Consider the following 21,571-nt stretch of genomic DNA (forward strand, 5'->3'; position numbering starts at 1 on the left):
TCGAGAACGGCAGCGAGGCGGCCGCAACGGACGATATCGACGCGACGGACGAATCGACCGTCGACGACGGGACGGACGCGGCCGGAGAGTACACCTTCGACGACCTCAGCGTCGTGATGGGCACCTACAACGAGGAGGAGGCCATCGCGACGGTGCTGGAGGACATCGACGAGGTCACCGACGGGAAGGCCGAGGTCGTCTGTGTCGACGGCTCCTCGGACCGGACGCCGGAGATCGCCCGCGAGCACGGGGCGACCGTCATAGAGCAGGAGCCGCAGGGGTACGGCGTCGCCGTCCGCGAGGCGGTCCTGACGCCCGACCGGCCGGTCGTGGTCACCACCGACTGCGACGACACCTACCCGATGGAGGCGCTGCCGGAGTTCCTCGCGGAGGTCAACGACGGCGCCGACGTGGTGAGCGGCGACCGGCTCTACCACGGCGCGGAGGCGATGCCGGCGTTCAACCGCTTCGGCAACCACGCGTTCGCGGCGATCGCGAGCCTGCTGATGGGCGAGCGCGTCCACGACACCACCACCGGGATGCGCGCCTACCGCCGCGAGGTCGTCCAGGAGATCGGCTGGACGGAGAACACCGGCCTCTCCGCCGAACTGCTCATCCGTCCGCTGATGCGCGGCTACGACGTTCGCGAGCGCCCGATCCGTTACGCCGAGCGCCTCGGCGAGACGAAGCTCGACCCGATCGGCGGCGGCGCCGCCATCGCGAAGTCGATCGTCACCGTCTGTCTCGAAGAACAGCTGCGACGCTTCTGAGGGCGCGTCGCCCTCGACGCCGTCGTCGGACGGCGGTCCGGACGGACACTGTGGGCACAGTGGACCGCCGCCGGCGACGTTTGTACACTCGTGAGCGACAGCGCCGGACATTTATAAATGGACGCGGCGGTGGCGCGTGCCGGTGAGCGCCCCTCGGGCGCGAACCGCACGCGCGAGGGAGTCGGGCGCGACGAGGGCGACCGGAGGGAGCCCGAAGGATGCGCCCGACGAGGCTGGGGAGGCGTGAGGTGCGGTGCTGTGCGGTCGGGTGGGACTCAAAGGGGCAGCCGCGAGGGCGGCGCAGACGACGTAAGCACCGCAGCGAGGGAGCGGTAGCGACCGAGCGAGGAGCGCAACGAGCGTGCGCCGCCCTCGCGGCTGGGGCTTTGGAGGTATTCGTCGCCGATCTACTGACCGACATTTATAAGCGAGCGACTGGGGCTTTGGAGGTGTTTCCCGCCGATCCACGGTCGGTTATTTGTAAGCTAGCGTCTGGGTTTATTCCTGTGCGACCGCAAAGTGTCGGCGATGTCGACTCGCTCGACGAGGTCCCCCCGACGCGTCGCCACCGTGGCCGGCGGGCTGTCGGTCGCCGTCACGCTCGTCCTCCGGCTCGCCGTCTTTCCGTATCAAAACCCCGGCACACCGTTGTGGGAACTACCATGGATGACGCTCGGCGCGTTCGCGCTTCTCGCCGTCCCCGCGTACCTCTACGCGGCGCACGGCGTGATCGCGCCCGTTACCGTCGTCGTCGGGACATACGCGCTCGCGGTCCGCGAGACGTGGGAATACTTCGGTGGGCTAGGCCCGTCGGACCCCGGAGCTGCCTCGACGCCGACGATCCTCACGCTGTACCTCGTGTTCTGGGCGGTCCCGCTCGCGGCCGCGGCGGCGGTCGGCGGAGCGGAGTACGGGCCCCGCGCGCTCGGCGCACGGCGAGGCGGAGCGGAGGTGTAGCCGCAACGGCGGTAGGCGCCACGGCGGCACAGGCGGCTGCCGTCCGCGTCACTCATCGCTCGTGTCGGCATCAGTCTCGAAGACGACCCAGTCGGAGTGGGCGTCGGGCTCGTCGGGGAGGTACGTGCCCTCGGTCCCGCACGCGGTGACGAGCCGGCAGGTCGAGCGCTCGGGCGGCCAGACGGCCTCGACGCGCTCGCCGGCGGCGCCCGCCTCGCCGCCCTCGGTCACCCGAACCGTCACCTCCTGGCGGTAGGTGAACGTCGCGCCCGTGGGGTCGACGAGCGTCACGGTCACGGCGACCACGTCGCCGTCGGGGTCGAACGGGACCGGTTCGGCCGCGTCGGGCGCCCCGGCGGCCGCCGCGCCGGGCAGCCGGACGCCCTCGGGCGTCACCGCCCAGTCGACCGCCAGCGAGTCGCCGGGATCGCTCACGGTGTAGGAGACGTGGTCCGGACCGCCCGGGGCGCCCCGGCGCGGGTCGACGCGGACCTGCGCGCGGGCGACGCGGTCCGGCACGCCGACGGTGGTCTCGGCGTCGATCCGGGGGCCCGACCGCCGGTCGAGCGCCTCCAGCTTCGGCGTGACGCGGGCCTCCGGGTCCGCGGTCCAGACGCCCTGATACCCGAAGCGGTACAGGGTGCGGTTCGGGTATGCGTCCAGCACCGCGAAGTTCTCCTCGGGGTCGCGGTCGAGCGCGTACACCACCTCGCCGTCGAGCCCCGGCCCGTTCCGGAGGTACTGGAACGGGTGGTTCTGCCACTCGCCGTACGGCGTCGGCAGGAACACCAGTCCGCTCTCGAAGGTCGTCTCGTCGAAGGGCGCGTACGCGGCCTCGTGTTTCGCGTCGATTTCGGCGTTCCGCTCGATGGGGTCCGCGGCCGCGTCGACGGCCGCGACGCCCCCGCCCGCGACCGCGAGCGCGACGACGGCGGCGACGGCGACGCGCGCGGCCGTCGGCGAGCCGCCGCGCTCGACGACCCGCTCGCGGGCCGCGGCGAGACCCCGCCAGCCGGCGACGACGGCGAGGCCGCCGAACACCGACAGCGGGACGAGCAGGTCGAAGTGGTAGAACGGCCCGAACAGCGACGCGAGCCCGTCGGTCGGGTCCGAGAGGTCGGCGAGCGCGTTGTGGGTGCCCCAGAAGTAGAGGTTCCCGACGGCGACCGAGACCGCGACGCCGCCGAGGAGGAGCGTCGCCGTCCGTCGGAACGCGGGCGATCCGGCGGGACCGGATCCGCCGTCGGGGGCGGTCGCGGCGTCGGCGGCGCCGACCGCGTCGGCGAGGAGGCCGCGCGGGTCGCCGCGCGCGCGCCACCCGAGGGCCGCGACCGCGACGCCGGCGAGGGCCGCGACCGTCCCGAGCGGACCGGCCGCGAACCACCGGGTCGCGATCTCCTGGAGCGCGTAGCGGTTCGACTCGATCGCCAGCCCGAGCGTGTAGTCGACCGAGTGGCCGAGGATGCGGCGCTCGCCGAAGCCGGGGCCGTCCATCGGCGCGAACGCCTGGTAGGGGAACACGAGCGGCGACCCCGTCATCCGGACGTTGTACGCGAGCGTGACGCCGACGAACAGGGTACCGAACAGCGCCGTGAGCCCGTGGCGCCGGATCGGGTCGGGGAGGCCGCGGGACCCGCCGACCCCGAGCGCGCGGCGAGCCAGGGCCGCCGCCGCACGGGGCGTCGATCGTCCCGTCTCGGCGCCGAAGCGCCGGACCGCGGACCCCACCCGCCACAGCGCGTGGACGATGAACGGCGCGGCGAACAGCACCGCGGTGTACGGCCGCGCGAAGAAGGCGATCCCGATCGCGACGCCCGCGGCGCCGGCCGCTGGGAGCGACCGGTCGCGGACGCTCCGGAGGTACGCGACCGCGAAGACCAGGTTGAAGAACGTCGTCGGGGCGTACGGGAGGAACGCCGAGGAGGTCGCGATCGCCATCGGCGACGCGGCGAAGAGCGCGGCCGCGGCGAGGCCCGCGCGGCGGCCGACCGCCTGCGACCCGAGCAGGTAGACGAGCGCGGCGTTGCCGGCGGCGACGGCGGCGAGCGTGACGCGCGGCTCCCCGAACAGCCCCATCGAGACCGCGAACATCGCCGCCGGGACGGGGTTGTACTTCGGGTAGAGCCGGCCGCCGTCCTCGATGAAGAACCACGGGTGGACGGCGTCGGCGAGCGGGCCGGCGTGGAACTCCAGTTGCCCCCCGAGCAGCAGCGCCGCCTGCGTGAGGTAGACCCCCTCGTCGTGGTTCGCGGAGTGGTGCGAGAAGACGGTGGCGGCTATCGCGAAGGTCATCGCGCCGGCGGCGACGGCGACGAGGGCGGCCGCGACCGTCACGCGGTCGGCGCGGGCGAGCCGCTGGCGGAGTCGGGCGGCGAGCCGGCGGGGACGGACGGACGGTGGACGGAGTGACACGGGCGGGACGGTGTGGCGGTAAGAGAGCGGTGCGCGTGCGGCGCGCGGCGGCCGATCAGATCTGGACGCCGGCGTCGCGCATCAGGTCGATCGTCGGTTCGAGGTTGGACAGCTGCGAGAGGTCGAGGTCCGGCACGTCCAGCTCGTCGATCGACGGGAGGTCGCCGATCGGCTCGACCTCGGGGATCAGCGGGTACTCGAAGGTGGAGCGGGCGAAGTAGTCCTGCGCCTCCGCCGACAGCAGGTGCCGGACGAAGTTCGACGCCAGGTCGGCGTCGGAGGCGGTGTCGACGACCGCGGCGCCCGCGACGTTGAACACCGCGCCCGCGTCGCCCTCGGTGAACGTGGTGGCGATGGGCGCCTCCGGGTTCCCGTCGAGCACGCGCTGGATGTAGTAGTGGTTCGTGAACGCGGCGTCGATCTCGCCGTCGGCGATCTCCTGACAGGTGCGGAACTCGTCCGGGTACGTCGCGGCGCCGCGCTCGACCATCGCCTCCAGCCACTCGCGGGTCGCCTCCTCGCCTTCGAGGATCCGCATCGCGGTGATGAACGCCTGCGCGGAGCCGTACGACGGCGCCCAGCCGAGGTCGCCGTCGAACTCCTCGGGGTACGCCATGATGTCGTCCGGGAGGTCGCCCTCGTCGTACTCGTCGGTGTTGTACGGGATGGTGCGGGCGCGCCCGGAGGTGCCGACCCACTGCTCGGTGCGGAACTCCTCGCGGACCTTCTCGGTCACGTCGTCGGGGAGCGCCTGCGTGCGCCCCGCGTCGGCGAGCGCGCCGAGCGCGCCGGCGTTGACCGAGTAGAACACGTCGGCCGGCGAGCCCTCGCCCTCGTTGGCGATCTGGTTCACGAGGTCGGTCGAGCCGCCGTACCGGACCGTCAGGTCGAGGTCGTCGTACAGGTCGTCGATGTAGCTGACGAGCTCGCCGACGAGGAACTCGCCGCGGCCGGAGTACACCGTGAGCTCGCCTTCGAGCGCCGGCATCTCCGACATCGACGTGCCGCCGGGGGCGCCGCGGCCCGCGCGGCCGGAGCCGATCTGTCCCACGGCGTCGCCGCCGGCGTCGTCGTCGCCGTCCGACCCGTCGTCGTCGTCTCCGGTCCCGTTACAGCCCGCGAGCCCCGCCGCGCCGACCGCGCCGGCGGCCGCGAGGAACTTCCGTCGTCGAACGTCGCGTCCGTCGTTGGAGGTGGAATCGTGAGTCGTCATGTGTTTTAGGCGTGCCTAAATGGTTTTAGTCGTGTCGGTTCAGTCGTCCGCGGGCGCCGGCGTCCGCCGGATCGCGTCGAGGCAGTCGAGCCAGTCGCGCATGTACTCGCCGCAGTGGTTGAGGAACGCGCCGTTGTTCCACTCGTCGAAGTCGCCCTCGGCGAGCGCGTCGGCCATCGCGTCGAAGACCGCCGCGTACGAGTCGGCGTCGGCCCCGGCGTCGTCGATGACCTCCCAGACGTGTTCGTTCAGCTCCAGTCCGGCGACCTCGTTCGCGAGGTCGTCGAACGTCGAGCGCGGGGCCTTGTTGTGTTCACAGAGCGGGTCGCCGTTGTAGATGCGCTTGCCGAGCACGTCGCAGGCGCGCTTCAAGAAGAGGCCCGACCAGATGTCGTCGAACCGGCCCACGTCCCACTCGTTGTCGTCCATCGGCAGCTGGTAGAACGCCGGGATCACCTCGCGGCGGAACGCGAGGTTCATCGAGCAGACGGTGAGGTAGTTGCCGCGCGCGGCGACGAAGTCGTCGCCGAAGTCGTCGGCGGTCGTCCGCGTCTGCGCCTGGCCCTCCAGGTCGCCGTCCATCAGGATCCGGACCGCGTCGAGGTCGGGGACGTTCGTCCACAGCCCCTGCGAGGCGACGACCTCGCCGGACTCGACCTCGACGGCGTCGGTCTCGACCGTCTCGTCCATCGCCGAGTACGGGTAGCCGCGCGGGTAGAGGCCGTGCTCGTCGGCGTTGTCGTAGAGGACGTTGACCCAGTCCTCGTCGGAGCTGACGCGCTCGACCTCGCCGCCGAACGCGAGGTTCTCCATGTGGCGCCCGAAGTAGTCGACGTCGTCGTGCGGGAGCGTGTCGTCGTCGATGAAGACGCCGTAGTCGAACGACTCGTCGGCCCACATGTACAGCAGGCCGAAGCTCGTCTCGGCGTGGCTCGCGGCCGGGACGACGTGGCCGTACTCCGCGACGTCGTTGGCCTCGTACCACTCCTCGCGGCGGCTGCCGTCGAACACCTCGCCGGAGACGTCGAGGTCGTCGAGCATGGCGCGCATCTCGTCGGTCTCGCAGAAGTCCTCGGTGACTAAGAGGAAGTGGAGCCGCGAGACGTCGAAGCCGTGCTCGCGGGCGTTCGCGACGTACGCGCGAAGACACTCGTACTCTCGAATCGTCGGGACGATCACGCAGATGTCCTGACCGTCGCTGTTGGGGTCTGTCGGGCTCATACCCGATCGTTTTTAGGCTGGCCTAAAAGACTAGCGGTCCGTCGTCGGCCGCGTGGCGCCCGCGTCGGGCTCCCGGTCGGAGTCGTCGGGGGCGCGCGTCACGGAGAGGTCGAGCGCGGCCGCGACGAGGCCGCCGCCCGCGAGCGTGACGGCGTTCTTCAGCGCGTGGTCGAGCGCGGCGGCGGCGAGCGCGACCGCGGCCGGGACCGGCGTGGCGGCGACGACGATGCCGGTGAACGCCGCCTCGTACAGCCCGATGCCGCCCTGCGAGAGCGGCAGCACCTTCGCGAGGTTCCCGGCCGAGACGGCGAGGGTGCCGACGACGCAGAGCGCGACCGGGTCGACCGCCGTTCCGAACCCGCCGAGGAGCGCCGCGAGGACGAGGACCGCGGTCGCCACGTCCGCCGCCCACACGACGCCGCTCGCGAGCGACACCCGGACGAGCGCGCCCGCGTCGGCGGCGACGACGCGGACCGCGGCGCCGAACCGGACGGCGGCGTCGACGGCGCCGGACAGTCGGGACTCCGCGGCGCGCTCGCGGAGCGCCGGACCGAACCGGCGGTCGCTCCGAGCGACCGCGACGACGCCGGCCGAGCCCACCGCGGCCGCGAGCGCGAGCGCGGCGGCGGCCGCGACGGCCCGCCCCGACCCGTCCGGCGCGACGGTGCGTCCGTCGAGGAGGAGGACCGCGAACGCCGTGCCACCGAGCGCGCCGAGCGCGACGAGGTCGAACGCCCGCTCGACCGCCAGCGACGCGACGCCGGTCGGGTAGGGGACCTCGCGCCGGTCGTTCAGCAGGTACGCCCGCACGCCGTCGCCGGCCCGCGCGGGGACGATCAGGTTCGCGGTCTGGCTCGCGAACACCGCCGCCGTGAGGAACGCCGTGCGACACCGGTGGCCCATCGGCGCGAGCACGTCCCCGTATCGGCGGCCGCGGACCGGCCACGACGCGAGGTAGACGACGAGCGCGGCGGTAAGGAACGCCGGGTCCGCGTCGGTCGCCGCCGAGACGACGGCCTCGACATCGAGGGTCCGCGTCAACACCACGCCGCCGACGGCGAGGACGAGGACCGTCCCCGCGACCGGGAGCGCTCCCCGAGGGAGCCGCTCTCGGAGGCGGAAGAAGCGTTCGCGGAGTCGAGCGGCGGCGACGCGCGGCTTCATGCGTTCGTTTAGGTAGACCTAAAGAATAAAACGCTGGCGGTTCGGGGCGGCGAGCGCCGGCGGAGCGGGCCGGACCGTCCCGCCGCAACGCGTTTGTGTGTGTAAATCGAAATACTACGCATGAACGCTGACGAGGCGGCCCCCGGCGCCGCGACCGAGCCCGTGCGGATGTGGCTCGTCGAGCGCACCTACTCCGACGACGAGCAGAACATGGTGATCCTGACGTACGCGACCCCGGACGGCGAGCGCTACTTCCGTAAGGAGCGCGCGCTCACCTCGTTCTCGGACGTGCGCGACACCACGGCCGCCGTCGACGCGGCGCCGTCGAACGTCGGCACCGTCGACGACCCCGACGACCGCGAGCGCTACGCCGCCGAGGCGGCGCGGATGGCGCGCACCCACGACCCCGACGACGTGATCTGAGTCGGTTCCGCGACGGTCGGCTCACCCACCCTTTTCACCGCGCGGTCCCAACCGTCGCCAGATGCGCGCCACACTCGAAACGCTCGGAATCACCCTCCTCGTCGGCGCCGCGCAGGCCCTCCTGAGCCTCGTCGGTCTCTTCGGACTCCTCGCGCTGTCGACCCCGCTCTCCGTCGCCCCGTGGACTCTCGTCACGAGCGTGTACGCGCACCGCTCCGTCGGTCACCTCGTCGCGAACGCCGTCGCGCTGCTGCTCGTCGGCCCGCTCGTCGAGCGCCGGACGACCCGTCCGCGCTTCCACGCGTTCGTGATCGCCACGGGCGCGCTCGCGGGCGCCGCGCAGGTGACGCTCGGGGGGCTGCTCGGCCCGCCGTCCGCCGTGCTGGGGATCAGCGGCGCGGTGTTCGCGCTCGGCGGCTACCTGCTCGCCGGCAACGTCGTGAGCGCGACGCTGTTCGACCGCCTGCGGCTCTCCCCGCGGGCGCAGTTCCTCCTGTTCGGGCTCGTCGCCGTCGTGCTCACGGCGACGACCGCCGCGCCGGGCGTCGCGCTCGTCGCGCACGCCACCGGGGCGTTCTGCGGGCTCGCGGCCGGTCGCGTCGGCCTGCTCGACGCGCGGTGACCGAGACGGTGACGCGGTACCGCCGCGGTCGAAGCCGAGGGACGGCGCCGTCGCTGGGCGGGGTGAAAAACGGAGGGGGTGAAAGAGAAACGCCCTAGCGCTCAGTCTTCGAGAACGATCTCGATGCTGACGTCGTTCGGCACTTGGACGCGCATGAGCTGGCGGAGCGCGCGTTCGTCGGCGTCGATGTCGATCAGACGCTTGTGGACGCGCATCTCCCAGTGCTCCCACGTCGCCGTCCCCTCACCGTCCGGGGACTTGCGCGACGGGATCTCGAGCGTCTTCGTCGGCAGCGGGATCGGGCCCGACAGGGCGACCCCCGTCGAGTCCGCGATCTCGCGGACGTCGTCGCAGATGTCGTCGAGGTCCTCGGGGCTCGTGCCGGCGAGGCGGACGCGTGCCTGCTGCATCGATTATCGCTCGTTGACTTCCAGCACCTTGCCGGCCGCGATGGTCTGACCCATGTCGCGGATGGCGAAGCTGCCGAGCTCCGGAATCTCGCCGGACGGCTCGATGCTGAGCGGCTTCTGGGGGCGCACGGTGACGACCGCCGCGTCGCCGGACTTGATGAAGTCCGGGTTCTCCTCGGCGACCTCGCCGGACGACGGGTCGATCTTCTGGTCGATCGACTCGATCGTACAGGCGACCTGCGCCGTGTGAGCGTGGAAGACCGGGGTGTAGCCGGCCGTGATGACCGACGGGTGCTGCATGACGACGACCTGGGCCTGGAACGTCTCGGCGACGCTCGGCGGGTCGTCGGCCGGGCCACAGACGTCGCCGCGGCGGATGTCGTCCTTGCCGATGCCGCGGACGTTGAACCCGACGTTGTCACCGGGCTCGGCCTTGGGCACCTCTTCGTGGTGCATCTCGACCGTCTTCACCTCGCCGCCCACGTCGGACGGCTGGAACGAGACGTTGTCGCCGGTGTTGAGGATCCCGGTCTCGACGCGTCCCACGGGGACGGTCCCGATGCCGGAGATGGTGTAGACGTCCTGGATCGGCAGGCGGAGCGGCGCGTCCGTCGGCGGCTCGGCCTCCGGCAGGTCGTTGAGCGACTCCAGCAGGGTGGGGCCGTCGTACCACGGCGTGTTCTCGGACGCCTCGGCGACGTTGTCGCCCTCGAACGCCGAGATCGGCACGAACGTGGTGTCGTCGGTCGCGAAGCGGACCTGGTTGAGCAGGTCCTCGACCTCGCCGATGACCTCCTTGTAGGAGGACTCCTGGTAGTCGACCAGGTCCATCTTGTTGACGCCGATGATGAGCTCGTTGATCCCGAGCGTGCGGGCCAGGAACACGTGCTCGCGGGTCTGGGGGGCGACGCCGTCGTCGGCCGCGACGACGAGCACCGCGTTGTCGGCCTGCGAGGCGCCCGTGATCATGTTCTTCACGAAGTCACGGTGGCCCGGACAGTCGACGATGGTGAAGTAGTACTCGTCGGTGTCGAACTCCTGGTGGGCGATGTCGATCGTGACGCCGCGCTCGCGCTCCTCGGCGAGGTTGTCCATCACGTAGGCGAACTCGAAGCCGCCCTTGCCCTTCTCTTCGGCTTCCTCGCGGTGCTGCTCGATTACGTGCTCGGGGACGCTCCCCGTCTCGAAGAGGAGGCGACCCACGAGCGTACTCTTGCCGTGGTCGACGTGGCCGATGATGGCCAGGTTCTGGTGCGGTTTGTCACTCATGGGGTAATCACGCGCTAAGGCGCTCTGTGAGTAGGTTTCGGTAGATTCCACTAAAACGGTTTCGATACGGCCCACAGAGCATCGCGACGCCGTCTGTCGATTCTCGACAACGCGGGGCACGACAGATCGGCACACGCCCCGGCCCGTGGCGACGGGACCGGTGACCGGAGCGGCCTACTCCAACCGGCCGACGTCGCCGAGGACGGCGCTCGCGGTCTCGGGGCCGCCCGCGCCGCGGCCGGAGATGTTGAGCCGGCCGGCGTGGGAGGTCTCGATCTGGACGATGTTCTGGGTGCCGGAAACCGCGAGCGTCCCGTTCTCGGGGACGAGCCGCGGCGCGACGCGGACCGTCTCGCCGGTCGCCTCGCCGATCAGCCGCACCGTCCGCCCGTCCTCGGCCGCGAGCCGGAGCGCGGAGCCGGGCACGTCGCGGATCCCTGACACGTCCGCGTCGTCGAGCGTGAACTCCCGGGCGTCGGCCGGGTCGTCGGCCGCGCCGAAGGACAGCACGTTCGCGAGGATGACGCACTTCAGCGCCGCGTCGGTGCCGTCCACGTCGAAGGAGGGGTCGGCCTCGGCGACGCCGAGGTCCTGCGCCTCCGCGAGCACGTGGTCGTAGTCGAGCCCCTCGGCGGCCATCCGCGTCAGGATGAAGTTCGCCGTGCCGTTGAGCACGCCCCGGACCGCGGTGACGTGGCCCGGCTCGATGTCCTCGACGGTCGAGACCGCTGGGATCGCGCCGCCGACCGTCGCCTCGAACCGGATCTCGCCGTCGCTGTCGTCGACGGCCGCCCGGAGGTCGCCGAACCGCTCCGCGACCGGGCCCTTGTTCGCGAGGACCGCGTGGCGGTCGCGCTCCAGCGCGCGAGTCACGTGCGAGAAGCCGGGCTCCGCGTCGCCGAGCGTCGTCGGCGTCGCCTCGACGAGCACGTCGTAGTCCGCCTCGAGGGCGTCCTCGGGGTCCGCGTCGCCGACGATCCCCCGCTCCGCCTTCCGCGCGACGACCGCGTCGGGGTCGACGCCGGCGGTCCGGCTCCCGGCGCCCGTCCCGTCCGCGACGACCGCCGTCGAGGAGTCCGCGAGCGCGACGACCTCGTGGCCGTGTTCGCCGGCCAGGTCGACGACGGAGCGCCCGACCGCGCCCGCGCCGATGACGGCGAGCCTCACGCGTCCACCCCCGTGAGCGGCTCGACGACGCGGAAGTCCTTCTCCGCCGCCAGCTCGCGGACCGCCGCGAGCGCCGCGTCCGTCTCGCCGGCGCGGGCCTCGAGCCGGAGCCGCGCGCTCGACACCTCCTCGGTGCCCTGCGGGGCCGCGAGCGACACGTCGGCGACCGACGCCGACTCGCAGGCCTCGATCCGCGAGAGGGTGTCGGAGAGGTCGGTGTCGATGAGGTGGCCGAACAGGAGCAGCGTCACCTCCTCGGCGTAGCGCTCCGTGCCCGCCTGCATCACGTTCACGCCCTCGCTGCGGAGCGCGTCGACGATCTCCTGGAACCGCTCGGGGGTCGCCTCGAAGTCGACCTCGACCGGGATCCGCCCGCGGGGCGTCTTGTTCCCGCGCTCGTGGTAGATCGACAGGAGGTTCCCGCCGTTGTCCGCGATCGGGTGGAGCGCGGCGAGCAGCTGGCCGGGCTCGTCGACCAGCTCCAGCCGCACCGTGTGCGTCGAGGGGGCCGCGGCCGCGTGGCCGCCGTCCGGAGAGGCCGGGTCCGCGCTCTCCGCGGCGTCGGTCGCGTCCTCCGCGTCGAGCGCGGCCGCCGGCGTCCCGTCGCGACGGTCGCTCACGGCGCCACCCCCGGCGCGGCGGCGCGCCGGTCCGGACCGCGCGGTCGCGGGTACGCTCCTGTCCCGGGGCCGGAGCGGTCGCTCGGTGGCTCCGTCGCGGTGCGCCGGGGTGGAGTCGTACCCGTCTGCATACCCGAACGGAGTCGGACGATCGGGTATAAGCCTTCGGCGATGGCAGGCGTTGCCTCGCCGCAGCGGGTGCCAACGTACCGCACGGTTCGGGGAGCCCCCACATATTTGACCGACGGGGCTCGACGACTCCGCGTGCGACACCCTCCACGCAGTCCGCCGAGCGTCGTAACGCGGTCCGCCGCGCCGACCCACCACGTCCCGATCCACCGCTCCCCGAACCGAGGTGTGCGCCCCGTATGAGCGACGGCCTGTCCATCGACGGCCCGAAGACGCTGAAGGGCGCGCTGCTCCTGTTGGCGGTCGGGCTCGCGGTCACCGGCTACGGCGCGTACGACTACACGCAGCAGTCCGACGCGGTCGACGACGCCGTCGCGGTCGACGCCGCGATCACCGACGTCGGCGTCGAGTCGACCTCGACCGGGAGCAGTCCGGGCGCCGACTACCGACCGACCGTCCGGTTCACCTACGAGTACGAGGGGACCGAGTACGCGAGCACCAACGTCTACCCCTCGGCGATCACGTCGAACTACGACACCGAGTCGGCGGCCCGCGAGGTCGTCGCGGCGTACGCCGTCAACGAGTCGACCACCGCCTACGTCGACCCGGCCGATCCGGACGGGGCGTTCCTGAAAGCGCAGACGTCGAACGCGCCGCTGTTCGCGGCCGCGCTCGGGCTGTTGCTCGCCCTCGGCGGCGGGGTGTCGGCCGTCGGGCGGATCCGCGGCTGACGGTCGCGCCGCTGGGGGAATCGAGCGCGGAAAGGAGAATAGAAACCCGACTACCGCGGACCGCGTCGTCGACTCAGAAGTAGTCGATCGACTGCGGCAGCTCCAGCTTCATCCCCTTGCGCTCGCGGATCTCCATGATCTTCTCGCGCTGGAGGTTGTCGACGAGCACGCGGAAGCCCGCGTTCTCGGTGTTCCACGAGGCGCGGCCCTCGGTGGCCGAGCGGATGTCGGAGGAGAACCCGATCATCTCCTCGACGGGCGCGATGCCCTCGACGACCATGAGGTCGCCCTCCTGGTACATGTCGTCGACGCGGCCGCGGCGGCCCTGGATCTCGCCGGACGCCGCGCCCATGTGCTCCGAGGGCACGTCGATCCGGACGTCCTGGATCGGCTCCAGCAGGCGGACCTCGCCGTCGATCAGCGCGCGGTGGACCGCGTCGCGGACCGCCGGGATGACCTGCGCCGGACCGCGGTGGATGGTGTCCTCGTGGAGCTTCGCGTCGTGGAGCCGGAACAGCGACCCCTGGACCGGCTCGGCCGCGAGCGGCCCGTCGTCGAGCGCCTCTTGAAGCCCCTCGAGGACGAGCTCCATCGTCTCGTTGAGGTGCTGAATCCCCTTCGTGTCGTCGATGAGGATGTTGGTCCGGTGGATGTCCTCGACGTTCTGCGAGGTGTCCTTGTCCATGCCGGCCTCCTGCAGCGCCTCGCGGCGCTCCAGTTCGGGCATGTCCATCGAGACCTCGCCGAGCTGGATCGCGTCGACGATGTCCTGCTCGAGCGGCTCGACGGTGATGTAGAACTTGTTGTGGCGGTTCGGCGACTGCCCCTCGACCTCGCGGGACTCCTCTTGGGGCTGCTCGCGGAACACGACGATCGGTTCGCCGGTGATGACCGGGATGCCCTGGTTGTCCTGGATCCGCTGGGTGATCACTTCGAGGTGGAGCTCGCCCTGCCCGCTGATGAGGTGCTCGCCCGTGTCCTCGTTGATCTCGATCTGGATCGTCGGGTCCTCCTTGGCGACCTGCTGGAGCGTCTCGATGAGCTTCGGCAGGTCGTCCATGTTCTGCGCCTCGACGGACTTCGTGATGACCGGCTCGGAGATGTGCTCGATCGACTCGAACGGCGTCATCTCGACCGAGGAGACCGTCGAGCCGGCGATGGCGTCGCGCAGGCCCGTGACCGACGCGATGTTCCCGGCGGGGACGCGATCCACTTCCTCCCGCTCCGACCCCATGAAGAGGCCGACGCTCTGGATGCGGTTCTTGCCCGCGGTGCCGGAGACGTACAGCTCCTGGCCCTTCTCCAGCGTGCCGGAGAAGACGCGGCCGGTCGCGATCTCACCGGCGTGCGGGTCCATCGAGATGTCGGTGACCATGAAGACGACCTCGCCGTCCTCGTCGACGAGCTGCATGCCCTCGGCGAGGTCGGTGTCGGGATCGCCGCGCCAGATGCGCGGGACGCGGCGGGGCTGGGCGTCGACCGGGTTCGGGAAGTGCTCGCAGACCATGTCGAGCACGACGTCCGAAAGCGGCGTGCGCTCGTGGAGCTCCTGCCGCTTGTCGTTCCGTTCCAGCTCCATGATGTCGCCGAAGTCCATGCCGGTCCGCTGCATCGAGGGCATCGAGACGCCCCACTTGTACAGCGCGGAGCCGAACCCGACCGTGCCGTCCTCGACGGAGACGGTCCAGTCGTCGGGGATGTCGTCCATGTTCTCGGCCATCCCGCGGATGAGCTCGTTGACGTCGGCGATGACGGACATCAGCCGTTCCTGCATCTCCTGGGGCCCCTCCTGGAGCTCGGAGATGAGGCGGTCGACCTTGTTGATGAACAGCGTCGGCTTCACGCCCTCGCGGAGCGCCTGCCGGAGCACCGTCTCCGTCTGGGGCATCGCGCCCTCGACGGCGTCGACGACCACTAAGGCGCCGTCGACCGCGCGCATCGCGCGGGTGACGTCGCCCCCGAAGTCGACGTGGCCCGGGGTGTCGATGAGGTTGATGAGGTGGTTGGTGTCCTCGTACTCGTGGGTCATCGAGACGTTCGCCGCGTCGATGGTGATGCCGCGCTCCTGCTCGTCCTCCTTCGTGTCCATCGCGAGCTGCTCGCCCGCGGTGTCCTGGGAGATCATGCCGGCGCCCGCCAGCAGGTTGTCGGAGAGCGTCGTCTTCCCGTGGTCGACGTGGGCGGCGATGGCGATGTTCCGGATGTGCTCCGGGTTGTCCATCAGCCGCTCACATTCCTGAACGATCTTCTTGCGTCGGCCCATTATACCGACTGTTACCGAAAGCAGGGTCAAAAGGGTAGTGTTTCGTCGCGGCCGTTTCGCGGCCGAGTACCCCCGATCGCCGCCGATTTCGTGTCGACCGGTGTCACGGAGGGGCCGCGGAGCGACGCCCCGTCGCGACCGGACGGGTCGCCCGCGTCGGCGGCAGCGCCCGCGGGCATCGGCGCGGTTTTAAGTACCGACTCGGGAAACGGAGAGTATGAGCGAGACGCTCTCACGGCTCGTCGACAGCGGCGTCGTCGCGGTGCTGCGCGGCGTGCCCGCCGACCAGCTCATCGAGATCGCCGAGGCGCTGCGCGAGGGCGGGGTCACCGCCGTCGAGATCACCGCCGACACGCCGGACGTCGCTGACCTCATCGGCGAGGTCGCCGGCTCCTTCGACGACGAGGTCGTCGTCGGCACGGGGACGGTCCTCGACAGCGAGACCGCGCGGGCCACGCTGATGGCGGGCGCCGAGTTCGTCGTCTCGCCCAGCCTCCACGAGGACGTCATCGAGACGTGCAACCGCTACGGCGCCGTCACCGCGCCGGGCGTGATGACCCCGACCGAGGCGGTCCGGGGCTACGAGGCCGGCGCGGACTTCGTGAAGGTGTTCCCGGCGAAGACCGTCGGCCCGGACCACCTCGGCGCGATGAAGGGACCGCTCGGCCAGATCCCGATGATGCCGACCGGCGGCGTGAGCCCCGACAACGCGGCGGAGTACATCGACGCGGGCGCGTTCGCGGTCGGCGCGGGCGGCGCGCTCGTCGACTACGAGGCCGCCGAGCGCGGCGACTACGAGACCATCACCGAGACCGCCCGCGAGTTCACGCGGGTCGTCGAGGAGGCGCGCGACGACGACTGACCGCTCGGTCCGCACGGTCCTGCCACCGCGTGCCACAGATTCAAGAGCGTGGAGACATAACGCGCGATCGGCTTCCGGCCGGCCGACGAGAGGCACGGGCTGGAAGTCGCTCGCAACACGCTGTCGGTATACCCAACCACGCTCGCCGTTTCCTCCCCGCCCGGGGAGGTCGACCCCGTCGTCGCGGAACAGGACGCGACGGCGGGGTCGTCACATGAAGTCCGCGATCCCGGACTGCTTGTTCGTGTCGTCCTCGAATATCGACTCCAGTGACCCCTCTAACACCTTCAGCCGCTGTTTCGTGTAGGGCCGGCAGTCGAACCGCTCGGCCACCTCGATGGCGGTGTCGACGTACTTGCTCACCGACCCCTCGTGGACCGTGAGGTTCACCCGGCCGCCGCACTCGCGGCAGTCCCCGGTCAGCGGCATTCGGCGGTACTTCTCGCCGCAGTCGAGACAGCGCGTCTCCTGCCGCGAGAACGCGCGGAGGTTGCCGATGATGTCCGGCAGGAAGTGGTACTCGATGACGCGCTCGGCCACGTCGGTCTCGTCGACCGCGCGGAGCTTCCGAGCCAGCTCCAGCTGCGCGTCCATCTTCTCCATCATGTCGCCGAGCGTCTTGTACGCCGAGAGGTCCGGGCCCATCGCGATGTCCGTCGTGTCGTGGGTGTGGTCGAACCCGTGGTACTCGTCGTCGGTCCCGAGCGTGTCCTCGCCGATCCGGATCAGCTCCTCGACCGCCTCCGGGTCGGCCAGCTCGCGCGACGCCTCGTACAGCTCCAGCGGGTACTCCCGCACGATGTCGACGTTGTGCGCCTCGTCGTCGATCTCCGAGGGGTCGATTCGCGAAGACATCACTAAGGGTGCATCCATCCGCCCGCCGCGTTGGTCTGGCAGAAATTCTTTCGAGAAGTTGAGAAGTCCGTCCATCAGCAGCATTACGCAATCCTCGTCTCCATCGCACTGATCGACCGACAGATCGTTCGCGACGAGTGAATGCGTGTCCTCAACGGTGAGACAGTACACGTGGTCGACGTCGCTCTCGACAGCCTCGACCTCAGCGACGCCTTCGACGAGATACTCGCCGGACCCGCCGTCAGACGCTTTTCGCGCGTACGGTTCGACGGACGAGACGTTCTCAGTCAATCGGTCCTGCTTCCGGGAGAGGTGGAATCCGGCGATTTCGGAGAATCGAACGGCGTCGTGTGACGAGACACTGAGGACGTACGTCTGTGCGGTCATCCGCGTGTCGCTGTCGTCGTAGAATTCGGGGAACTTATCACGGAGCTGAACCCGCTCGGGTCGGTCGACGCTCGCGTGGACTTCGAGCCGCCGCAGAAGGCCGAGCAAGTCTTCGCGAAGCTCTTCGCTGACCGTCGTTGCCGTGATTCGGAGCGATCCGTCGTCGACGCTGCCGTCGCCGCTGAAGTATCCGCTCAGATACGCACCGATGATCTCGTCGGATACGTCGAATATTTGATCGGGGACGCGCTTCGTGTGTGCGTACACGCCGGAGTCGAGCACCGAGTCGAAGAACGCACGCAACAGGCGACCGGAGACGGTCACTTTCGCGTGGTTCTCTTCGTACGGGTCGACCCCGAACTCCTCCCGCAGAACGTCGAGGAAGAACTCCCTCGCTTCCGTTTCCGTCCCGCAGATCGTTGTCTGGTGGATCGTCCCCTTCGGCGTCTCCTGCTCGCGGGCGAACCCCTCCGCCGCGTAGTACCCGAGCAGCGTCGCGACGCGCTCGTTGAGATCGACGAACCGATCGATCTCCGTGCGATCGCGTTTCATTCCGAGCGAGACGTCGTCCGGAACGAAGGCGAGCATCTCGTCGAGCGAGGAGAAGCACCGCAGGAGATACGACACGGGGAAGCTCTCTCTGTACAGGTAGTTACTCAGCGTCTTCTTGTTCGTCCCGAAGACCTCCGTCATGCTCTGGAGCGGGTAGAATCTCCCCTCCCAGTCGTCGGCGAACGCGTCCTCGAAGAGCTCGTACAGGCGGTCCTTGTCCAGCCCTTTGATCATGAGACGGTCGGTCGGAACCGCGTCGGACCGAATAAATTCGGCGAGCAAATCGAACCGGCGTGAGTCGCGGTCGACGTCGTCGACCCCGACCGAATCGGGAATTACGAGTCTGTCGTCCGCGTCGATTTCCCGCGCTTCCTTGCCGGCGACTGCGTCCCGTTCGCCGTCGTACACGTGGACACCGTGGTCAGGAGTGACGGTTATCCATCTGCCGGATTCGGTCCGGACTCGGACGAGGTGGTCCGGTGCGTCGTGCTTGCTGACCGCCTCTACCGGACGAGAGACGCGATCTCCGTCCGCGGTCAGCGACGGAACGCGCAGGTCGCCGTCGACATGTTCCAGTTCGCCGACGGCCGTTCCGAAGTCGTCGAACTCGACCTCAGACCGATCGAGGTACCTCTCGACGAACGCTTCGATTTCGTCGTATCGTAGCTGACCGGTCTCGTCCTCGTACCAGAGTTTCGTCTCCGGGTGGAAGCAGTTCCGCCGCTTGGCGGCGTGGAAGTACGGATGCGCGTATCCCACGGCGGCCGAGGTGAAACCGACCACTCTCCCGACGGTCGCGGCGCTCGTGTGCGGGGCCATCCCGAAGACGAGCTCGCCGACGAGGTCGTCGCGCTCGTTGACCTCGTAGAAGCGGTCGAGCCCGTAGAACTGTTCGAGCAGGTCGTCGACGAAGTCGGCGGTCTTCAGCATGTGCTCGGCCGCGCCGTCCGAGAGGACGATGTCCTGGACGCGGAGCTCGACCACCTGGTCGTCGTGGCGGAGGGGCTCGCCGTCGATATCGGTCTCGTACCCGAGTTCGCGGAAGTGGTCCGCGGTGACGTCGAGCTCCTCGGGCCGGACCGCGGTGACCGGGAGGTCGGTCATGTCGTACCGGACCGTCCCGTCCTTGAACGACGTGACGCCGTTCTTCGCGCGGAGGACCCCCTTCTCGATCGGCTCGGGCGTCTTGTTCCGCGAGGTGAGCCCCTGGACCCCCTTCAGGATCTCGAAGGCGGACTCGCGCTCGCCGACCCGCTCCAGCGCGGAGCGGTACGCGTCGTTGACGTCGACCTCTTGGTAGCTCGCGGCCGTCACCTCCCACTCGCAGTTCGGGCACTCGACGCGGCCGGCCTCGTCCGGCTCGCAGACGGTGCCGCAGTCGTTACACTCGTAGTGCGGCTCGGTGTGCGTCTCGCAGTCGGGACAGAGCGCGGCGTAGGTGTGCTCGCCGCAGTCGGGGCAGACGCGGTCGGAGACCTCTAGTTCGTGCCGCCCGCGGCGGCCGGTGTCGTCCATGACGCCCGCGGCCTCCGCCACGTCGCGCTGCGGGCCCCCCGCCTCGTTGATCGGGAAGAGCGTGTGGACCGCGGGCGAGAGGTCGCGGCTCTCGGACTTCTCCGGCCGACCCATCCGGTTGCCGATCCGGGTCGGCGCGCGCTCGCGGACCTCGAACGGGGCGACCTCGTTGACCGCGCGAATCGCGTTCTCGCCGTCGGCGTACTCGCGGGCCGCCGCCGAGAGGTCGTCCGCGTCCCACTCCCTGCGGAGGCCGTCGTCGATCCCGAGCGACCGCGCGAGCGGGCGCCACGTCGGGATCCGGAGCGCGTCGGGAGTCGCGGCGTGTTCGACCAGCAGCGACTCCAGGGCGTCCCGGACCGGCTCGGTGCGCTCGATCGCGAGGACGCCGTCGGCGACCTCGCCGGCGGCGACGGCGTCGGCCAGCGCCGCGAACGCGTCGACCGAGACGTCGTGCCAGAGGTAGGTGTACTCGGGGTGGAGCGGACAGTCGTACTCGCGAGCCCACGCGAGCGCCCGGTCGACGCCCGGGTGTTCTAAGTCGACGTGCGGGTCGTCGCACATGGCCTGTACGTCGGCGCCGGCCGCCTCGAACTCCTGGACCCACCACTCGGGGGCGTACGACGCGGGCGCGAGCGGGTGGTTGTTCTCGACGAACTCCCCGTAGTTGACGAGGTACTCGCCCAGGTCGAGCACCTTCTCGACCCCGTTGCTGACCGCCTTCGCCTCCTCGGGGTCGTCGATCCGCCGCACCTCGCCGTTCGCCAGGCGGACCGTCGGCCCCTCGATGGAGTCGACGGGGACGACGCCGTGGGCCTTCCCGGGCCGCTCCGTCTTGATCTGCGTGCCCGCCGCGAGGAAGTCGTCGACGATGTGCATGGTCGCCGGGTGGACGCCGCCGGTCGCGAACCCGTGGTTGCGCGCGCGACCGTACCGGAGGCGGAAGCCGCCCGCCTCGCTCGGGTGCGTGAAGACGGGACGGCCCGCGATCAGGTCCCGGAGGAACTTCTGGGAGGGGTCGGCGCGGGGCGGGCCGTCGGGCGAGTCGTCGGCCGCGGGGTCGGCCGCCGGCTCGTCGGGTTCCCCGTCGGCGTCGTCGCCGTCCTCGTCCGCGTCGCCCTCGGACGCCGGCGCGTCGCCGTCGCCCGCGCCGTCCTTCCCGATCGTCCCGTCGATCAGGTCCTGGAGCCACGGCCAGTCGACCTCGTCGAGGTTCCGGGTGTACCGCTGGATCTTCGGGGCCTTCAGCGCGATCCCCTCGGCGGCGACGAGACACATCCCGCCGCGCGCGGAGTTGGTGTCGACCCGTTCGAGGTCGCGGAAGCCCGAGACCTCCTCGTCGCTCGTCGCCTCCCCGTCGAGCATGACGGGGATGTGCTTCGCGATGAACTTCGACTCCTTGTCCTTCGGGGTGTACTGGAGCCCGGTCTCCTTGTCGTATAAGGCGATCTCCTCGGCGTAGCGCTCGACCTCAACGTCGCGGGGCTTGTACTCGTCGACGTCGAGCAGCGACCGGGCGTAGTCGGCGACGAGCACCGACAGCGCCTGGGCGGTCCCGCCCGCCGAGCGGATCGGGCCCGCGTAGTAGACGTTGACGAACTCGGTGCCGTCGTCGTTCTCCAGCAGCTCCACGCGGTCGATCCCCTCGATCGGCGCGGCGACGACGCCCTCGGTGAGCAGCGCGACGGCGGTCCGGACGGCGCCCTCGATCTTCCCCTCGCGGGAGTCGTAGTCGCCGACGTTCCCGTCGACGAAGTCGGTGACCAGCTCCAGCGCCGCCTCCTCGCGGGACATCTCGCCCTCCAGCTCGCGGACGCGCTCCGCGACGCCGTCGATCCCGAGGATGTTCTCGACGCGGTCCGCCATGTCGCGGGCGACCGGGATCTCGATCTCGGGCTCCGGGTCGCGGCCCTGCTCTTTGGCCGTCTCGGCCACGTCCCACGCCTCGTCGAGGCGCTCCTCGATCCGCGCGAAGTAGCGCTCGTCGTCCGGTCTCATCGCGGCTCGGTCGCGGGGGAGACGCGGTGCG

16 protein-coding genes are annotated in these 21,571 nt (G+C 70.5%); 6 read left to right on the plus strand and 10 right to left on the minus strand.

Translation table 11 applies throughout. The annotated features are described in order from the left end of the window. Positions 1 to 116: 116 nt before the first annotated feature. Both DVK06_RS11450 and DVK06_RS11455 read left to right on the plus strand, forming a co-directional pair. Positions 117 to 770 (plus strand): dolichyl-phosphate hexose transferase, encoded by a 654-nt coding sequence (locus DVK06_RS11450; protein ID WP_233561682.1) that lies wholly within the window; start codon positions 117 to 119, stop codon positions 768 to 770. A 528-nt stretch (positions 771 to 1,298) separates the two neighbouring features. Continuing rightward, entirely contained in the window at positions 1,299 to 1,727 is a 429-nt protein-coding gene (locus DVK06_RS11455) for a hypothetical protein (RefSeq protein ID WP_121600351.1), read from the plus strand. A gap of 48 nt (positions 1,728 to 1,775) precedes the next feature. Here DVK06_RS11455 and DVK06_RS11460 read toward each other — a convergent pair whose 3' ends face one another. From DVK06_RS11460 to DVK06_RS11475, 4 genes are read right to left on the minus strand one after another with little or no spacing between them, the layout of a single operon-like run. Continuing rightward, positions 1,776 to 4,139, minus strand: a complete 2,364-nt coding sequence (locus DVK06_RS11460; protein WP_394345512.1) for a glycosyltransferase family 39 protein — start codon at positions 4,137 to 4,139, stop codon at positions 1,776 to 1,778. 55 nt (positions 4,140 to 4,194) lie between these two features. After that, the gene (locus tag DVK06_RS11465; protein WP_121600353.1) at positions 4,195 to 5,352 is read right to left on the minus strand and encodes an extracellular solute-binding protein; all 1,158 of its coding nucleotides are present in this window, start codon (positions 5,350 to 5,352) and stop codon (positions 4,195 to 4,197) included. A gap of 39 nt (positions 5,353 to 5,391) precedes the next feature. After that, positions 5,392 to 6,573 (minus strand): alpha-1 4-glucan-protein synthase, encoded by a 1,182-nt coding sequence (locus tag DVK06_RS11470; RefSeq protein WP_121600354.1) that lies wholly within the window; start codon positions 6,571 to 6,573, stop codon positions 5,392 to 5,394. Between the two features lie 30 nt (positions 6,574 to 6,603). Continuing rightward, a complete protein-coding gene (locus tag DVK06_RS11475; RefSeq protein WP_121600355.1) occupies positions 6,604 to 7,737 on the minus strand; it encodes a lysylphosphatidylglycerol synthase transmembrane domain-containing protein in 1,134 nt (377 codons plus the stop codon). Between the two features lie 120 nt (positions 7,738 to 7,857). Here DVK06_RS11475 and DVK06_RS11480 point away from each other — a divergent pair, with 120 nt between their 5' ends. Continuing rightward, entirely contained in the window at positions 7,858 to 8,160 is a 303-nt protein-coding gene (locus tag DVK06_RS11480; protein ID WP_121600356.1) for a hypothetical protein, read from the plus strand. A gap of 61 nt (positions 8,161 to 8,221) precedes the next feature. Next, positions 8,222 to 8,782: a rhomboid family intramembrane serine protease gene (locus tag DVK06_RS11485; RefSeq protein ID WP_053770128.1), complete on the plus strand. Its 561-nt coding sequence runs from the start codon at positions 8,222 to 8,224 to the stop codon at positions 8,780 to 8,782. Positions 8,783 to 8,883: 101 nt separating this feature from the next. On the opposite strand, the gene rpsJ is transcribed toward DVK06_RS11485, so the two are convergent. The 4 genes from rpsJ to DVK06_RS11505 all read right to left on the minus strand — a co-directional run bounded on the left by rpsJ (position 8,884) and on the right by DVK06_RS11505 (position 12,248). Further along, a complete protein-coding gene (rpsJ, locus tag DVK06_RS11490) occupies positions 8,884 to 9,192 on the minus strand; it encodes a 30S ribosomal protein S10 (protein ID WP_004048854.1) in 309 nt (102 codons plus the stop codon). Positions 9,193 to 9,195: 3 nt separating this feature from the next. After that, positions 9,196 to 10,461, minus strand: a complete 1,266-nt coding sequence (tuf, locus tag DVK06_RS11495; protein WP_053770129.1) for a translation elongation factor EF-1 subunit alpha — start codon at positions 10,459 to 10,461, stop codon at positions 9,196 to 9,198. A gap of 174 nt (positions 10,462 to 10,635) precedes the next feature. Next, positions 10,636 to 11,628 (minus strand): homoserine dehydrogenase, encoded by a 993-nt coding sequence (locus tag DVK06_RS11500; RefSeq protein WP_053770130.1) that lies wholly within the window; start codon positions 11,626 to 11,628, stop codon positions 10,636 to 10,638. After that, a complete protein-coding gene (locus tag DVK06_RS11505) occupies positions 11,625 to 12,248 on the minus strand; it encodes an amino acid-binding protein (RefSeq protein ID WP_053770964.1) in 624 nt (207 codons plus the stop codon). The genes DVK06_RS11500 and DVK06_RS11505 overlap by 4 nt, the downstream gene beginning before the upstream one ends. A 368-nt stretch (positions 12,249 to 12,616) precedes the next feature. Between DVK06_RS11505 and DVK06_RS11510 the strand changes: the two genes are divergently transcribed. Further along, the gene (locus DVK06_RS11510; protein ID WP_053770131.1) at positions 12,617 to 13,108 is read left to right on the plus strand and encodes a DUF3592 domain-containing protein; all 492 of its coding nucleotides are present in this window, start codon (positions 12,617 to 12,619) and stop codon (positions 13,106 to 13,108) included. 73 nt (positions 13,109 to 13,181) lie between these two features. Here the strand turns inward: DVK06_RS11510 and DVK06_RS11515 are convergent, their stop codons facing one another. Then, positions 13,182 to 15,371: an elongation factor EF-2 gene (locus DVK06_RS11515; protein WP_053770132.1), complete on the minus strand. Its 2,190-nt coding sequence runs from the start codon at positions 15,369 to 15,371 to the stop codon at positions 13,182 to 13,184. A 217-nt stretch (positions 15,372 to 15,588) separates the two neighbouring features. Here DVK06_RS11515 and DVK06_RS11520 point away from each other — a divergent pair, with 217 nt between their 5' ends. Continuing rightward, positions 15,589 to 16,233, plus strand: a complete 645-nt coding sequence (locus DVK06_RS11520; protein WP_053770133.1) for a bifunctional 4-hydroxy-2-oxoglutarate aldolase/2-dehydro-3-deoxy-phosphogluconate aldolase — start codon at positions 15,589 to 15,591, stop codon at positions 16,231 to 16,233. Between the two features lie 210 nt (positions 16,234 to 16,443). Here the strand turns inward: DVK06_RS11520 and polC are convergent, their stop codons facing one another. Beyond that, on the minus strand, positions 16,444 to 21,540 hold the full coding sequence (polC, locus tag DVK06_RS11525) for a DNA polymerase II large subunit (RefSeq protein WP_121600357.1): 5,097 nt from the start codon (positions 21,538 to 21,540) through the stop codon (positions 16,444 to 16,446). Between the last annotated feature and the right edge of the window lie 31 nt (positions 21,541 to 21,571).

Origin of the sequence: Halorubrum sp. Atlit-28R (assembly GCF_003665955.1) — an archaeon.
Lineage (GTDB): Archaea > Halobacteriota > Halobacteria > Halobacteriales > Haloferacaceae > Halorubrum > Halorubrum tropicale.

Excerpts from the sequence above, each read along its gene's own strand:
- DVK06_RS11450 (WP_233561682.1), top strand. The coding sequence starts at position 117 with ATGGGCACCTACAACGAGGAGGAGGCCATCGCGACGGTGCTGGAGGAC.
- DVK06_RS11455 (WP_121600351.1), top strand. The coding sequence starts at position 1,299 with ATGTCGACTCGCTCGACGAGGTCCCCCCGACGCGTCGCCACCGTGGCC.
- DVK06_RS11465 (WP_121600353.1), bottom strand. The coding sequence starts at position 5,352 with ATGACGACTCACGATTCCACCTCCAACGACGGACGCGACGTTCGACGA.
- DVK06_RS11470 (WP_121600354.1), bottom strand. The coding sequence starts at position 6,573 with ATGAGCCCGACAGACCCCAACAGCGACGGTCAGGACATCTGCGTGATC.
- DVK06_RS11475 (WP_121600355.1), bottom strand. The coding sequence starts at position 7,737 with ATGAAGCCGCGCGTCGCCGCCGCTCGACTCCGCGAACGCTTCTTCCGC.
- DVK06_RS11480 (WP_121600356.1), top strand. The coding sequence starts at position 7,858 with ATGAACGCTGACGAGGCGGCCCCCGGCGCCGCGACCGAGCCCGTGCGG.
- DVK06_RS11485 (WP_053770128.1), top strand. The coding sequence starts at position 8,222 with ATGCGCGCCACACTCGAAACGCTCGGAATCACCCTCCTCGTCGGCGCC.
- rpsJ (WP_004048854.1), bottom strand. The coding sequence starts at position 9,192 with ATGCAGCAGGCACGCGTCCGCCTCGCCGGCACGAGCCCCGAGGACCTC.
- tuf (WP_053770129.1), bottom strand. The coding sequence starts at position 10,461 with ATGAGTGACAAACCGCACCAGAACCTGGCCATCATCGGCCACGTCGAC.
- DVK06_RS11510 (WP_053770131.1), top strand. The coding sequence starts at position 12,617 with ATGAGCGACGGCCTGTCCATCGACGGCCCGAAGACGCTGAAGGGCGCG.
- DVK06_RS11515 (WP_053770132.1), bottom strand. The coding sequence starts at position 15,371 with ATGGGCCGACGCAAGAAGATCGTTCAGGAATGTGAGCGGCTGATGGAC.
- DVK06_RS11520 (WP_053770133.1), top strand. The coding sequence starts at position 15,589 with ATGAGCGAGACGCTCTCACGGCTCGTCGACAGCGGCGTCGTCGCGGTG.
- polC (WP_121600357.1), bottom strand. The coding sequence starts at position 21,540 with ATGAGACCGGACGACGAGCGCTACTTCGCGCGGATCGAGGAGCGCCTC.